At 35.8% G+C, this 15,333-nt stretch carries 10 protein-coding genes; 3 read left to right on the plus strand and 7 right to left on the minus strand.

The annotated features are described in order from the left end of the window. The first annotated feature begins 86 nt into the window (after positions 1-86). Positions 87-869, plus strand: coding sequence for an alpha/beta fold hydrolase (locus tag BUC16_RS01640; protein ID WP_073367441.1), 783 nt, complete (start codon positions 87-89; stop codon positions 867-869). Here BUC16_RS01640 and BUC16_RS01645 read toward each other — a convergent pair. The 5 genes from BUC16_RS01645 to BUC16_RS01665 form a co-directional block, all read right to left on the minus strand. Further along, complete coding sequence (locus BUC16_RS01645; RefSeq protein WP_073367442.1) at positions 866-3,628, minus strand: PD-(D/E)XK nuclease family protein; 2,763 nt, start codon at positions 3,626-3,628, stop codon at positions 866-868. The genes BUC16_RS01640 and BUC16_RS01645 overlap by 4 nt on opposite strands. Before the next feature lie 65 nt (positions 3,629-3,693). Then, entirely contained in the window at positions 3,694-5,160 is a 1,467-nt protein-coding gene (locus BUC16_RS01650; RefSeq protein ID WP_073367444.1) for an OmpA family protein, read from the minus strand. A 98-nt stretch (positions 5,161-5,258) separates the two neighbouring features. Further along, complete coding sequence (gene kbl / locus BUC16_RS01655; RefSeq protein WP_073367446.1) at positions 5,259-6,452, minus strand: glycine C-acetyltransferase; 1,194 nt, start codon at positions 6,450-6,452, stop codon at positions 5,259-5,261. A gap of 50 nt (positions 6,453-6,502) precedes the next feature. After that, positions 6,503-9,652 carry a UvrD-helicase domain-containing protein gene (locus BUC16_RS01660; RefSeq protein ID WP_073367447.1) on the minus strand — a complete coding sequence of 1,050 codons (3,150 nt, stop codon included), beginning with the start codon at positions 9,650-9,652 and terminating at the stop codon, positions 6,503-6,505. A gap of 153 nt (positions 9,653-9,805) precedes the next feature. Beyond that, positions 9,806-10,873: a type I restriction endonuclease gene (locus BUC16_RS01665; RefSeq protein ID WP_073367449.1), complete on the minus strand. Its 1,068-nt coding sequence runs from the start codon at positions 10,871-10,873 to the stop codon at positions 9,806-9,808. Between the two features lie 199 nt (positions 10,874-11,072). Here BUC16_RS01665 and BUC16_RS17920 point away from each other — a divergent pair, with 199 nt between their 5' ends. Together BUC16_RS17920 and BUC16_RS01675 are read left to right on the plus strand one after the other, a co-directional pair. After that, positions 11,073-11,291 carry a helix-turn-helix domain-containing protein gene (locus tag BUC16_RS17920; protein WP_073367450.1) on the plus strand — a complete coding sequence of 73 codons (219 nt, stop codon included), beginning with the start codon at positions 11,073-11,075 and terminating at the stop codon, positions 11,289-11,291. Positions 11,292-11,567: 276 nt separating this feature from the next. Beyond that, positions 11,568-12,173, plus strand: a complete 606-nt coding sequence (locus BUC16_RS01675) for a superoxide dismutase (RefSeq protein ID WP_073367452.1) — start codon at positions 11,568-11,570, stop codon at positions 12,171-12,173. 257 nt (positions 12,174-12,430) lie between these two features. On the opposite strand, the gene BUC16_RS01680 is transcribed toward BUC16_RS01675, so the two are convergent. Together BUC16_RS01680 and BUC16_RS01685 are read right to left on the minus strand one after the other, a co-directional pair. Next, positions 12,431-14,329 carry an amidophosphoribosyltransferase gene (locus BUC16_RS01680; RefSeq protein ID WP_073367453.1) on the minus strand — a complete coding sequence of 633 codons (1,899 nt, stop codon included), beginning with the start codon at positions 14,327-14,329 and terminating at the stop codon, positions 12,431-12,433. Positions 14,330-14,393: 64 nt separating this feature from the next. Beyond that, positions 14,394-15,317, minus strand: a complete 924-nt coding sequence (locus tag BUC16_RS01685; protein ID WP_073367455.1) for a PfkB family carbohydrate kinase — start codon at positions 15,315-15,317, stop codon at positions 14,394-14,396. Between the last annotated feature and the right edge of the window lie 16 nt (positions 15,318-15,333).

Raw genomic sequence — 15,333 nt, forward strand, 5'->3', positions numbered from 1 at the left:
TTTACCATATAAGTCATCAAAGTTTTTCTTATATGACTTATATGGTTTAAAAATTTTAGCCTTATTTTTGCTCCAAGTTTACAACGATGAATCAGATCCTTTATAAAAACACGAAAATCTCCTATTCCGATACAGGAAAAGGCAATGCCGTTGTGTTGCTTCACGGTTTTTTGGAAAACCAAACGATGTGGCAGGATTTGGTTTCAGAATTGAGCAAAAAACACCGCATAATCACCATCGATTTGTTGGGTCACGGTGAAACAGAATGCTTTGGTTATGTGCATTCCATGGAAGACAATGCCGAAGCGGTTCAGTCTGTTTTGTCAAAATTGAGAATTCGAAAAGCGGTTTTTGTCGGGCATTCCATGGGTGGTTATGTCGCTTTGGCTTTCGCCGAATTGTATCCTGAAAAGGTCAGAGGATTGGTTTTGCTGAATTCCACTTCCAAAGCCGACAGCGAGGAACGAAAAGCCAATCGAGATCGCGCCATAAAAGCGGTAAAGAAAGATTACAGTAGTTTCATTAGACTTTCCATTGCCAATCTTTTTAGTCCCGACAATCGCGAACGATTAATTGACGAAATCGAAAAAGTGAAAACTGAAGCCTTAAAAACGCCTTTGCAGGGAGTTGTTGCTTCGCTCGAAGGAATGAAAATCCGCAAAGACCGGGAAGTGTTATTGCATCTTACTCCTTACCCAAAAATGCTGATTCTAGGAGAAAAAGACCCTGTTTTACTCTACAACGATTCATTGGATCAAATAGAAAATACTGCAGTTAAACTCGTTTCTTTCCCCGACGGACATATGAGCCACATTGAAAATCGAGACGGATTAAAAACCGTTTTATTGGAATTTTTCAAAGGAATTTAAACATTCTCGGTAAATGGATTTGTCTCATCCAGAATTTCATTCAACAATAAAACCATTTGTTCCAGATAATCATTTAAAATAGCGGAATTAATTGTTGTGTTTTCTTCTTTTCCATCTTTGAAATTAAAAGGCAGAAATCCTGATTTTAAATTCTTGAACGAAATGATTCCCGCTTCAATCGGTTTTCCGTTAGCTTCCTTTTCATACATATAAGCATAAGCCAAAACCTGGATAATTTTATCGTTTTTGATTTCTTCCGTCAAACCTTTCCAGGATTTCAAGGTAACATTTGTCTTTTCAACTTTCCCTGTTTTATAATCGATAATTCGGATGACACCGTTGCGTTCTTCAATTCTGTCCACTTTTCCGGCAATTTTTACCGGAAACGGCAACCTTGGATGTTCCAAAATTTCTTCACAAGCTTTTTCTAAATGAAGAATTTTTATCGCATCACCATTCTTTATATTTTCTAATTCAACTCTTAGAAAATTTGAAACATTGCGCTTGGCCACTTCAAAAGCCAAAAGATTGCGGCCTTTTTTGATTTCACCTTCTTTGTAAACCAATTTAAATTGTTTCAAGACTTCGGCATCCAACAATTTGAAACAACCTAAAATATCATTTTCGGACAAAAACTTTCCAATAAATGGTGTGTATAAGGCTTCCAGCGTTTCGTGAATAATGGTCCCCAAAGTATTCAAGGCGATGTTTTCCTCGACTTCCTCGACTTCGCTAATGCGCAAAATCTTTTGGAAATAAAAATCAATCGGATTTCGAATATAACTCGTCAAGGCCGATGGGGAAAAACCTTTTTCGGCAATTTCCTTCAACCGTATCATTACCGATTCCGACTTTGGAACCACAATCGGTTGATAAGCCGTTTCGGGTAAAATAGCATTATAAATTTCGTGAGTCAGCGTGTGATTGGCTTGTTTTTCGACTTCCAATTGGGTAATGAATCGGCTTTTTTCACCAGCATCCAAACCTTCACTTTCGGTATTGTAAATCAAATAAATATTCTTGGCACGTTGCAATAAATGATAAAAATGATAGGTATAAATCGCGTCTTTTTCTTTGAAAGTTGGCAAACCCAATTCCCTTTTTACATCATACGGAATAAATGAATTCTGCGATTTTCCTGCTGGAAATTTCCCTTCATTCATTGAAGTGACAATCACCGTTTCAAAATCCAAAACACGACTTTCCAAAACTCCCATAATTTGCAAGCCATTCAAAGGTTCTCCTTCAAAAGAGACTTCGGCTAAATCAATTACCTGCTTGTAAATCGCATAAAGCGTTTCAATTTTATCGATATGTGAATGTTGCGAATAATAATTAATCAGTTTATTGATGGTCTTGAAAATAGCATAAACAAAGGCTTTCGTTATTTTTTCTTCCTCATTGTCGTTACTCAAATTCGATTTAATTGCCAGCAACAAACCGGAAATAGTTTCCAAAACCGCCATCGAACCATTCTCCCATTTTTGGAATAACAAAAGAAATAAATCACTCGGATTTGGATTCAGCTCCATCAATTTCTGATGGGTAATAAACGTGTAATTGTTTTGATTTATAATGCTGACCAATTTGTTGGTTTTTGCAAATGGTTCCATCAAAGGATGTGTCAAAATATCCAAAACGTCTTTGTAATACAGCACATAACTTTTGGCATTTCGAGACAAAGCATTCGTGTGCATTTTGAACAATTTGGCTATCAAAATCTGCACAGGATTGTTCTTGCTCGAATAACCCATCGTAATATTCAAAGCGCCAACAGTCGACGGCAATGAATACAAAAGTGGTACCAACAAGTTCTCCTCTCCAAGCACTACAGCCACTTTGTCGAGTGTAGTATTTGGATTATCCATAATGATATTCTCAATGATACTTCCGGCGATTTTGGCTTGACCAATAGTTTTTGGCGTACCAATAACTTGAATGTTTTTCGATTGTGAAAAATCGTCCACAATCCATTCAAAAGGATTGGACCTATAATGTCTCCAACTTGACTTAAAACGTCTTACAAACAATCCCGCATCGTGATACGGATCGTTTAAAAAGGTTTGATCAACATCCCAATAGATTGATGCCTGATCAGAAGCTATCAAATGTTGAATTATACGTTCTTCGGCTTCATTCAAAGCGTTGAAACCCGCAAAGACATATTGCTTCTCTTTTATGGAATCCGAAAAATGATTGAGATTGTTTACGGCTTCCCGATAAATCAATCCTTGATAGCCAATTCCTTTGTTCAACAAATGATTGTAAAGTGATTGGTAGTAATTGGGCAGTAATTTCCAGAAATCAATGTAATTTTCCAGTAATTGGGTTTTGTTTTCCACTTCAATTCCCCATTTCTTGATGTCTTCAATGTCTTTTAAATAAGAAAGTACGTGTGACGGATCTAATAGATAACGGTCAATCTCATTAAAATCCTGCAACAATGTTTTGGCCCAATTGGCAAAAAGTTCAAACGATTGCTGATTCTGTTTTTCGGTAATTAATAAATAAACTTCGTAAAATTCAAACAATAATTCTATTGGATCAATGTTACGAATACTTGCAATGTCCTGAATAAATTCCTCTATGCTAATAATTTCAGGAGACAGGATATTAGTGTCCACTTGTTTTTTCAACGCTTCTACCAAAAATATTTTTGCTCTTTTGTTGGGCAAAACTACAATGGTATTGGAGAATTTTCCAGAATAATTTTCAATTAAAACTTTTGCGATTTTATCTAAGAAAGAAGTATTTGTCATTTTATAAAAATAAAAAAAGCCATTCAATTAAGAATGGCTTTTTAAAATTATTTATTAAAAGTAAATTACAATTTACCTTCGTATATAGAACCTACGTGTCTAACTTCAGTTCTTCTGTTTTGAGCTTTACCAGCTTTAGTTTTATTGGTAGAAACTGGTTTAGATTCACCAAAACCAACAGCAGTTAAATTAGCAGCATTAACTCCTTTTTCTATCAAGGCATTTCTAACAGCATTAGCTCTGTCTTCAGAAAGTTTTTGGTTGAATTTATCAGAACCATCGCTATCTGTGTGTCCTTCAATGCTGAATTTAGCATTTGGATAGTTTTTAAGAATTTCTCTCATAGCGTCTAAGCTAGTTATTGTTGCAGCATCTCCAGCTTTGAAAGTAGCTTTACCAGAATTAAAGAAAACTGATCTTGCTTGAATTTTAAGGCTTTCAATAACTTCAACAGTTACTTCAGGACATCCTTTATTGCTAATTGGACCAGCTACAGTAGGACAATCATCATCTTTGTCAGCTACACCATCTTTGTCAGCATCCAATATTGGACATCCACCATTTTCTTTAGGACCAGCTACAGTAGGACATTTGTCATCTTTGTCAGCAATACCATCTTTGTCTGTATCAGGACAACCTTTCAAGGCAGCTGAACCAGCAGCATCTGGACAAGCATCATCTTTATCAGCAATACCATCTCCGTCAGTGTCAGGACAACCGTTCAAAGCTGCTAAACCAGCAACATCTGGACAAGCATCACTTCCATCGATAATTCCGTCACCGTCAGTATCAGGACAACCGTTGAATTGTTTCAAACCAGCAACTTCTGGACAAGCATCATCTTTATCGTAAATTCCGTCTCCGTCTGTATCTTTTCCACCAAATTGGAAAGTAATACCTACGCTATGTTGGAAATGTGATGGAGCTTCAGGAGTATTAATATCTCCAGCAGCATTTCTATCTCCAAATGATTTTTTGTAAGTTGTTTCTAAAGCTAAACCAACATTTTCAGTAAACCAAAAAGTCAAACCAGCTCCTGGATTAACAGTTCCATAACTATTATCTCCAAAGAAAGTATAACCTCCACCAACACGTAGAGAAGGATCAATTACTTTAGATTTTATTAAACTCTTGAAGCTGTATTTAACGTTTGCATCAATACCATAATACATTAAATCTCCAGGATTAACAACTACATATCCACTAGAATTATGACCCGGCGCAGTAGGATCAAAAACAACAAATTTGTCTATTTTGTTTATAGACCCTTGAAGTCCAACAGAAAAATTATTTCCAACTGATCTAGCAACGCTAATATAAGATACAGAAGGAAGAATATTCCAGTTTTCACTAATATTGAATGGTTGAGAAAAATGTGCGTCTAGCCAGTTTTTCCCTCCACCAGCACTAGCTCGTGTATCAACTGCATTCACTCCAAAAGACAATGCCCATGGATTGTTACTGTCTTGTGCCTGAGAACTTATTGTCATCAGCATCATTACAGCAAATAAAAGTTTGTTAAGATGTTTCATACTTAATTTTGTTAGATTACTATTTTTAGTTTACAAATATAACGTGTAATTTTTTAACTACAAAACGAAAAGTTAAAAAAAATACAAAAAAATGCAGATTAAATAACATTTAGATTCGTTCCAACTTGAACAAAAGCATCAATTGCTTTATCAAGGTGTTCTTTTGTGTGAGAAGACGATAATTGCACTCTAATTCTGGCTTTGTCTTTTGGCACCACTGGAAAAAAGAAACCTATAACATAAATCCCTTTTTCCAGCAACTTATTTGCCATAGTTTGAGCCAGCTTTGCATCATAAAGCATTACGGGAACAATTGCAGAATCTCCATTAACGATATCGAACCCAGCTTTTTTCATTCCTGTCTTGAAATAATTGGTATTCCATTCCAGTTTATCTCGAAGTGTCGTGTCTTTTTCCAACAACTCAAAGACCTTGATGGAAGCTCCCACTATTGCCGGCGCCAATGAATTCGAAAACAAATAAGGCCTGGAACGTTGACGTAACATTTCAATAATTTCTTTTTTGGCTGTAGTATATCCACCCATTGCACCACCAAGTGCTTTCCCTAATGTTCCAGTAATTATGTCTACTCGTCCCATTACGCCTTTTGCCTCGATTGTACCTTTTCCGGTTGCACCTATAAATCCTGCAGCATGACATTCATCAACCATGACCATTGCATCATATTTGTCGGCTAAATCACAAATTTTGTCCAACGGAGCAACAACTCCGTCCATAGAGAAAACACCATCAGTCACAATCAGTTTGAAACGAGCTCCAGCTTCATTAGCTTTTATTAATTGTTGTTCCAAATCTTCCATATTACTGTTTTCATAACGATATCGTGCCGCTTTGCACAAACGAACTCCATCGATAATGGAGGCATGATTCAAACTATCCGAAATTATAGCGTCATTTTCATTTAATAATGGCTCAAAAACTCCTCCATTGGCATCAAAAGCCGCTGCATACAGAATAGTATCTTCGGTTCCATAAAAATCCGAAATCTTTTTTTCCAAGGTTTTGTGAATATCCTGCGTTCCGCAAATAAACCGTACCGACGACATTCCAAAACCATGTGTATCCATCGCATCTTTGGCTGCTTGAATCACTTCGGGATGTGATGAAAGTCCAAGATAATTATTGGCACAAAAATTCAAAACCGTTTCTCCCGTCGAAATAGTGATTTCAGCCCCTTGCGGCGAAGTAATAATTCTTTCCTTTTTAAAAATACCACTAGCTTCAATAGTTTGAAGTTCAGATTGCAAGTACTCTTGTATTTTTCCGTACATATTAAAAATTTAGAGAATTAATGTTTTTAGATGTTTATTATCCTGCTATTTTACAAATTTACCACATTAATTTGTTCTCCTATATATATAAGCGATTTTTTCACCACTTTATACCCCATCAACTCAATGGCTTTTTGGTAGTTTTCCAATTGCAATTGATATTTGGGATTATGAGTTCCTGTTTTGTAATCCAATAAAAAAACTTCCTTGTTTTTAGCTAAAACCATTCGGTCTGGCTTGATGGTTCTACCTTCTTTTTGAATAATGGTTTGTTCGTTCAAGACTTCATTTCCCTCTTCAAAACAAACCGAGAGTTCCGGATGATTAACTATTTCCTGAATAGAATTGAAAACCAAACTCTTCTGATTCACCTTAATCAATCCGCTTTCTACAGCTTTTGTAATTGCCAAATCCACATCGCCTTTAGTTTTTACAAAAGACAGAATTTCGTGAACTACATTTCCGTATTCGATGGCTTCCTGTTGATGCGTTCCCCACATTACCGATTCTCGTTGTGCAATTTTGATGTTTTTTGGATTCAAAACTTCGACAACGGACTGAATCTGCTGAACATCTTCTGTTTTGTCACTTTCAAAAGATAATTTGATTGGATTCCCAAATGTGTATTCCAATCTTTCTTCGTCAAATTCACCTTTGTTAACCAAAAAATCAATGAAAAAAGTAGACATATTGTTCTTTTTCGCGACACCTTTGGAGTCTAAATTCATATTCGAAATCACATACAATTGCTCTTCGGCACGAGTTAAAGCCACGTACAAAACATTGATGTTATCTAATAATTCTTCCTGAGATTTCTGGACATAAACCGATTTCGCAGCTTCTCCAAAACCTTCCACTGCTTTGCTGTTGTCCACCAAAACCTTAGGCAAACCAAAATCATCTGCTTCAGCATCAATCCACAACTTGTTTTTTGGACTGCGACTGTAATCTTCATCGGCAAAAGGCATAATCACGACCGGAAATTCCAATCCTTTTGATTTGTGAATAGTCATAATTCGAACCGCATTTTTACCTTCGGGAGACGGAATGCTGAATTTCTCTGCGTTTTTGTCCCAGTAATTCAAGAAATCTGAAATTCCTGCTTGGTTGCGTACATCTCTTTCCAAAACAATGTCTAGAAAATATTGAATATAAGCATTCCCCTTTTGGGAGTGAAGAAATTTCGAAACGATAAGCTCCACCGATTCATAAAGCGACTTTTTCCGAATATCCTGAAACGAAAGCGTAATATCGAAATTCGTTAGCCAAGTTTCAAATTCAGATTCCTTTTTCTCATCCATTCCCTGAGCAATGAAATCGTGAACAGGTAATTTATCCTGAATATTGTCGGCAACATAATGCAGAAAATGAGCTTTCGCTTCTAAATCAGAGCTGTTTTTTAAATATTTCAATAAATGAATAATGAATCGAACTTCAGTGGCATTTTGAATCATCAAGGTTTCCGACGATAAAAGCGGAATTCTCTGCTCGGTCAAATAATTGGCAACAGCAATTCCGTGACTGCGTTTTCTGGTCAAGATGACAATATCTTTGTATTCGAAACCTTGTTGTTTTACTTTTTGAATCGTGTTTAAAGTCGCCAATAAATACAATTCCGTTTTGTCCAATGCTTCTTCATCGTCTTCGCTTTCTTCTATTTTTGGTATGAAAGAAATATTGACACAACCACCTGTTTTGTCGTTGCTTTTTTGATGGCTGTGATTGGCATACAAATCTTTATAATCTTCGTGTTCAAATTCACTGGACAATAATTGAAAAAAGTCGTTGTTGAATTCTATTATTTGCGAATAAGAACGGTAATTTTTGTCTAAATGTTCTAAAACTTTTTCAGGATTATTGAACGGATTATGGTCTTTACTCAACTCAATAAACTGTTCTGCTTTTCCGCCACGCCAACGGTAAATAGATTGTTTCGGATCTCCCACAATCATCAGAGTTCCTTTTTCGCCATCAATTTCACTGGACGTGGCGTTGTCAATTAATGGAATCAAATTTTGCCATTGCATTTCGGAAGTATCCTGGAATTCGTCAATAAAAAAATGACGGTAACGCTCGCCTAGTCTTTCATAAATAAAAGGTGCCGGCTGGTTCTGAATTTCACGATGAATAATAGCATTGAATTCCGAAATAGAAAGTACATTTTGTTCTTCCTGAATTTTTGCCAATTCATTACTAACAGTATTCAGCAAAGATAATGGCGTAATGTTTTTCAGGAAAGCTTTGTAGAAATCCCGCTTTTCGAAGTTTTTATAAATCGTATCGAGAATTTGCAATAATTCTGGAATGATGTTTTCAATTAAAGCGCCGTCTTTAGCCGTTTTATTGATTTTTATATCTTCAAATTCGTGGTAGGTTTTGTTTTTTGGATTAAATTTTCCTTCTTGGATGCTTTGCAAATGTTTTGGAAAATAACCCCCAGAAAAGGATTTGGTATCGATTCCGTTTTTATCAATTAATAGCAAAGCACTTTCAGCAAATCCTGTGTTTTCTTTTTCCAAAACTTTACAGGCTTCGGCGAGTTTGTTTTTTATCTCGACAAATTCGGCAATGGATTTGTCCTGAAAATGGGTAATTTCATTTCGATTGTTTTCATTGAGAACCAAACGCCCCGTTTCGAGAATCTCGCGAGAAATATCCCAAGATTTGTCGTCATCGGTTTTTTCCATCGTGAAATCGATGAGCAATTTTGTCAAGGTTTCATCTTCACCTGCTTGGGCAATAATGGCATCAACGGCTTCAATGAGCAAATTTTCGGTATCCAATGTGACTTCAAAAGTCATCGGCAAACCCAAATCGTGGGCAAAAGCCCGAATTACTTTGTGCGTGAATTTATCGATGGTAGAAATATCAAAAGCGGCATAATTGTGAATAATATGCTTGATGATTTGCTGCGATTTGGTTTTGATTTGAATGATGGAAAGTTCCGTTTCTTTTGCCAAATCCTGCATTAAATCTTGTGCTTTTTGGCTCGGTTCATCTTTCGCAAATTCGGATAGATTACCCACGATTCTGCTTTTCATTTCGTGAACCGCTTTGTTGGTAAACGTAATGGCGAGAATGTTGCGATAGGCATCATTTTTATGGGCAACAAGAATGATTTTCAGGTATTCTTTGACAAGTGCATAGGTTTTTCCGGAACCTGCGGATGCGTCATATATAGAAAATGATGGTCTTTGCATTTTGATTTCTGATTAATCAGCATTAAAAGTAGTACAAAGATTTATAACTTTCTATAGTTTTTAAATCTTAATCATTAAAGCCTATAAATTCTACAAAAAAACCTTTGGCTAAAGCCAAAGGCAATTCAAACCATAGAAAAAAAATATCGTTTTTTACTTTTCGTACATTTCAATAGCCTTCAACAGTTCTGAAGAATATTTAAAAATATCATCCAAAGTTGCTATTTCATTTTTTGTTTCTTTTTTATTTTCGTCAAATAATCCAATAAATTTCTTCCCACCGTTTAAATATAATCGGCAAACAGCTTTTCGATTATTATCATCAAGGAAAACAGCAAAATAAGATTGCGCATCTCTATATGTTACTCTAGTTGCTGGAATATTTTGTCGTAAAATAGTCTTTACAATTAAAAACCCTTCAAGTTCTTCATCAGTCGTATTTACTTTGCTTATATCTTCCAGATTTTGTTCAGCTGAAATTTCATTCGAACTTTCAGGTTTATTTTTCTCGTCTTCTTTCGACAATGCATTCTTCAATCTATCAGTAATTAAATCACTAATGTAATGTTGAATAGATTTTTTTGTTAATTCTGTGAATTGCTCCAAAACTTTTGCAGTTACAACACTTGGATAAACTTGTTTCGCAAAATGCTTTACAAATTCTGGAGTTGGTTCTGTAAGTTCTTTGTTCAATAAATGTTTGAGTTCATTCATGAATTTCATTTCACTAGCCGTATTCACAATGCTTTCAGCATCGAAATTGGCTTTGTGAAATTTTTTCAATTCCTCAACTTGGTTGTCTTTAATCTCGGTAATATTAAATTCTAAAAATGGCTTTTCATCCATTTTATTGGGCATTACTAAATCCGAATAAAACCGATAAACAATTCCATTTGTCAATAAACCGAATTTTGCTTTTGAAACGTGAAAATATCTCAAAAGCTGTCCATCGTGAACATTCAAATTTTGTCGCCAATCTTTACATTCAACTAAAATTGTTGGATTTCCATCTTTAAAAATTGCATAATCAATTTTCTCACCTTTTTTAATCCCAATATCTGCAACAAATTCAGGCACAACTTCTAATGGATTAAAAACATCATAACCTAAACTTTGCAAAAAAGGCATTATGAATGCGTTTTTAGTAGCTTCTTCGGTTTGAATATTCTCTTTGTGTTTTGTTCGATCAGCAATTAATTTAAGTTGGTCTTTTAAATCCATAATTTATTTTTTCAGTTTATTGTTGTTGGCTTTTGTGGTTAGTTCCTATTCTAATCTTCTCTCAAATTTATCAAGGAAAAAACTCATTACTTTACGGCATTCCACATTTGAGCAAAATAATTCATTAGTTATCATTCACGATAACCGTATTAAGCAAATATAAAACAAATTTTGACTTATCGTAAATGATAATTAAAGTTTGGAAGAATCAATACAAATACAAGTTGGCAAACGTATTCAGAAAATCCGTAATGAGAAAAATATCTCTCAACAGGACTTGGCTGCCAAATGTAATTTTGAGAAAAGTAATATGTCCAGATTAGAGGCCGGCAGGGCAAATGCAACTCTTTCTACCTTGGAAATAGTGTCAAAAGCTTTAGAAATAAACATAATCGAATTATTCAAGTTTAACGATTAGCACAAAATCTAAAATCGTTAATCTACATTCAGAAATCTAAAATCTTTTCTATCCTGAATGCACTAGCCCCGATTGCAACGGCATCCTTTTCTTGCTTCCTTTAAGCAAGAAAAGATAAAGTGGAAAGCGGGAATTAGCTCCAGATTGCCACGTTCCTCGCAATGACAATCACACTATCAATTTATTTAATACAATTATAACGAAATAGAATTTCCAATTCAAAGTTAAATGTTTATTTTTGAATAAAATATTTATAAATCATTAAACAACTATATTATGGCTTTTGAATTACCACAATTACCTTATGCGTACGACGCACTAGAACCTCATATTGATGCGCGCACGATGGAAATCCATCACACAAAACATCATAATGCTTACACTACCAACTTGAATGCTGCCATTGCAGGGACGGATTTGGAAGGTAAAAGCATCGAAGATATCTTGGGAAATCTTGATTTGAAAAATGGTGCTGTTCGCAACAACGGTGGTGGTTTTTACAATCACAATTTGTTTTGGACAGTTATGTCTCCAAACGGTGGCGGATTGCCAACAGGAGAATTGGCATCGGCTATCGATAGTGCTTTTGGTTCTTTTGATGCATTTAAAGCTGCTTTTGCAAAAGCTGGAGCAACTCAATTTGGTTCAGGATGGGCTTGGTTATGCGTAAAAGAAGGAAAATTGGAAGTTTGCGGAACACCAAACCAAGACAATACTTTAATGCCTGGCGTAGGTTGTGGTGGAACTCCAATCTTGGGAATGGATGTTTGGGAACACGCTTACTACTTGAACTACCAAAACAGAAGACCAGATTATATTGAAGCTTTCTTTAATGTAATTAACTGGACTGAAGTAGCTAAAAGATATGCTGCGGCAAAATAATCTTTTAAGAAAATAGAATAAAGAACATAGAGAATAGACGGATGACTGAAAGGTTGTTCGTCTATTTTTTTGTCTAAAAAATCCTTGACTTTATTCCAATAAAAAAGGTGAAATTGCTTTCACCCTTTTTGCCCCAAATCTACCATAAACTTAACCTACTAATATTATGGTGGAGTAAAGATATATTCTCAATAGGCTTTCAACAAATAAATTAGACGAAATACTCAAATAGTCGTTGAAATACTTAAAAATAATATTTAATATGCTCTTGCATTTTTACCTTCATAAAAATTCATAAACGCCCTGTTGACCACACGGTTACCTCCAGGGGTTGGATAATCTCCAGTGAAGTACCAATCTCCCAAGTTTTTAGGACAGGCAATATGCAAATTCTCAACGGTTTGGAAAATAATTTTCACTTCGGCATTGATTTCCGGTGAACTCAACAGCTGTGCTATTTTATCCGAGATTTCTTGTGGCTGGAATGGTGCATAGATTTCGTTGACAAAATTTACCACGTCATTGTCGTGTAAATCTTCCTGTTTTTTACACTTGACATAGACTTCGTCTACAATATGATACAGATTTCTTTCTTTCAATAATTCCAATGCAGCCTGAAAAGCGATCAAACCTTCCAATTTTGCCATATCGATTCCATAACAATCCGGATAACGAATTTGTGGCGCCGATGAAACTATGACAATACTCTTTGGCTTCAAACGATCCATCATTTTGATGATACTCATTTTAAGCGTTGTTCCTCGCACGATGCTATCGTCTATAATTACCAAATTGTCGGTAGGCTTTATTACACCGTAAGTAACATCATATACGTGGGCAACCAAATCATTACGACTGCTGTCTTCTGTAATGAAAGTTCGCAATTTGGCATCCTTGATGGCTACTTTTTCGGTTCTGATTTTTACCGAAAGGATTTCCTCCAATTTCTCCTTGGTTAATTTTTTTCTGTTTTCAAGAATGTAATTGTTTTTTCTTTGATTCAAGAAATCTTGGGCCGCTTCGACCATTCCGTAGAAAGAAGTTTCGGCGGTATTTGGAATATAAGAAAAAACAGTATTGTCCGTATCGTCACCGATTGCATTTAAAACTGCAGGGAGAATTAATTTTCCAAGATTTTTTCTTTCTTGATATATTTCGGCATCACTTCCACGAGAGAAATAAATTCTTTCGAAAGAACATGCTTTTTTCACGGTTGGTTCCAGAATTTGTTGCTCTGTTACCGTTCCGTTTTTCTTTATAATCAAGGCATTTCCAGGTTGCAATTCCTGTACTTTTTCGAAATCGACATTGAAAACCGTTTGAATGACCGGACGTTCCGAAGCCACTACCACAATTTCGTCATCTTCATAAAAATAGGCTGGACGAATTCCGGCTGGATCCCTGAAAACAAAAGCGTCTCCGTGACCCAAAAGTCCTGCCATGGCATAACCTCCATCCAAATTTTTGGAAGCTCTTCTCAAAATTCTGGCAACGTCTAATTTTTCAGCTATAACTGGCGATGCTTCTCTTTTTGTCAAACCGTTATTTTTGCATTCTTGATACAAATCGGTAACTGCATTATCCAAGAAATGTCCAATTTTTTCCATTACCGTAACGGTATCTGCCATTTCTTTTGGATGCTGTCCTAAATCAATAAGGTTTTGAAAAAGTTCTTTTACGTTGGTCATATTGAAATTTCCAGCCAAAATCAAGTTTCTGTGCATCCAGTTATTCTGACGTAAAAATGGGTGAACACTTTCGATGCTGTTTTTTCCAAAAGTCCCGTAACGTACGTGTCCCAAAAATAACTCCCCTAAATATGGAATCATTTTTTTCTGCAAAGCCACATCATCTAGATATTCGGGATGCAATGCCAATTCCTCGTTAATCCTGTCGTTTATCTGGGCAAATACATCTTGAATAGGCTGTGCATCATTGGAACGCACACGACTAATGTATCTTTCTCCTGGTTCAACATCAAGTTTAATACTTGCAAAACCTGCTCCATCCTGCCCACGATTGTGTTGCTTTTCCATAAGGAGATACATTTTTTGTATTCCGTAGAAAGCCGTTCCGTATTTTTCTTTGTAGAATTCTAACGGTTTCTTTAATCTTAAAAGGGCAATCCCGCATTCGTGTTTAATTGCGTCGCTCATTGTATAGTAGTTGTAGTTGGTTTCTATTGAAAAAGCCCCGTCTCCGAGGCTTCATAATTTTGCATTATAGTTCTATATCAAATTGGGTCAATGACTTGAATTGCTTCAATCTCGACACTACTTCTTCTTTTTCCAATCCAACCATTCTTTCGGTTCCAAATTTTTCTACACAGAAGGAAGCTAAATTTGATCCATAAATAATGGCGTTTTTCATATTCTCGAATGATATGTTTTCGCTTTGGGTTAAATACCCGGCAAATCCTCCTGCGAATGTATCTCCAGCTCCCGTTGGATCGAAAACTTCTTCCAATGGCAATGCTGGCGCAAAGAAAATTTGATTGTCATGAAACAATAAAGCACCGTGTTCACCTTTTTTGATAACTACGTATTTTGGCCCCATTGCGTGAATTTTCACGGCTGCTTTTACCAATGAATATTCTCCCGACAATTGTCTTGCTTCTTCGTCATTGATGGTAATGACATCCACACGTTTTATTACTTCCAATAATTCAGGCAAAGCACAATCCATCCAGAAATTCATCGTATCCAAAACTACTAATTTAGGTTTGGTTTCCATTTGGTCCAAAACGCTGCTTTGTACTAATGGATGCAAGTTTCCAAGCATTACGACATCGGCAGTTTTGAAATTTTGAGGAACTTTTGGCTGAAAATCCGCCAACACATTCAACTCTGTTGCCAAAGTATCTCTTGAGTTCAAGTCGTTGTGGTACAAACCACTCCAAAAGAAAGTTTTTCCACCTTTAACTACTTCAAGACCTGAAATATCGATGTTTCTTTCGGTTAATAAATCTAAATATTCTTGTGGAAAATCATCGCCAACAACAGAAACAATAGCAGATTCCAGTTTAAAATGAGCCGCAGAAAGTCCTATATAAGTTCCCGCTCCACCCAAGATTTTGTCTGTTTTACCAAAAGGTGTTTCAATGGCGTCGAAAGCAACAGTCCCAACAATCAATAATTTATTCATTATATGTGTTTCGAAT

This window comes from Flavobacterium fluvii, from assembly GCF_900129545.1.
Taxonomy (GTDB): Bacteria; Bacteroidota; Bacteroidia; order Flavobacteriales; family Flavobacteriaceae; genus Flavobacterium; species Flavobacterium fluvii.

Bases quoted from the DNA above. Each gene is read 5' to 3' on its own strand.
- BUC16_RS01640 (WP_073367441.1), top strand. From the start codon at position 87: ATGAATCAGATCCTTTATAAAAACACGAAAATCTCCTATTCCGATACA.
- BUC16_RS01645 (WP_073367442.1), bottom strand. From the start codon at position 3,628: ATGACAAATACTTCTTTCTTAGATAAAATCGCAAAAGTTTTAATTGAA.
- BUC16_RS01650 (WP_073367444.1), bottom strand. From the start codon at position 5,160: ATGAAACATCTTAACAAACTTTTATTTGCTGTAATGATGCTGATGACA.
- kbl (WP_073367446.1), bottom strand. From the start codon at position 6,452: ATGTACGGAAAAATACAAGAGTACTTGCAATCTGAACTTCAAACTATT.
- BUC16_RS01660 (WP_073367447.1), bottom strand. From the start codon at position 9,652: ATGCAAAGACCATCATTTTCTATATATGACGCATCCGCAGGTTCCGGA.
- BUC16_RS01665 (WP_073367449.1), bottom strand. From the start codon at position 10,873: ATGGATTTAAAAGACCAACTTAAATTAATTGCTGATCGAACAAAACAC.
- BUC16_RS01675 (WP_073367452.1), top strand. From the start codon at position 11,568: ATGGCTTTTGAATTACCACAATTACCTTATGCGTACGACGCACTAGAA.
- BUC16_RS01680 (WP_073367453.1), bottom strand. From the start codon at position 14,329: ATGAGCGACGCAATTAAACACGAATGCGGGATTGCCCTTTTAAGATTA.
- BUC16_RS01685 (WP_073367455.1), bottom strand. From the start codon at position 15,317: ATGAATAAATTATTGATTGTTGGGACTGTTGCTTTCGACGCCATTGAA.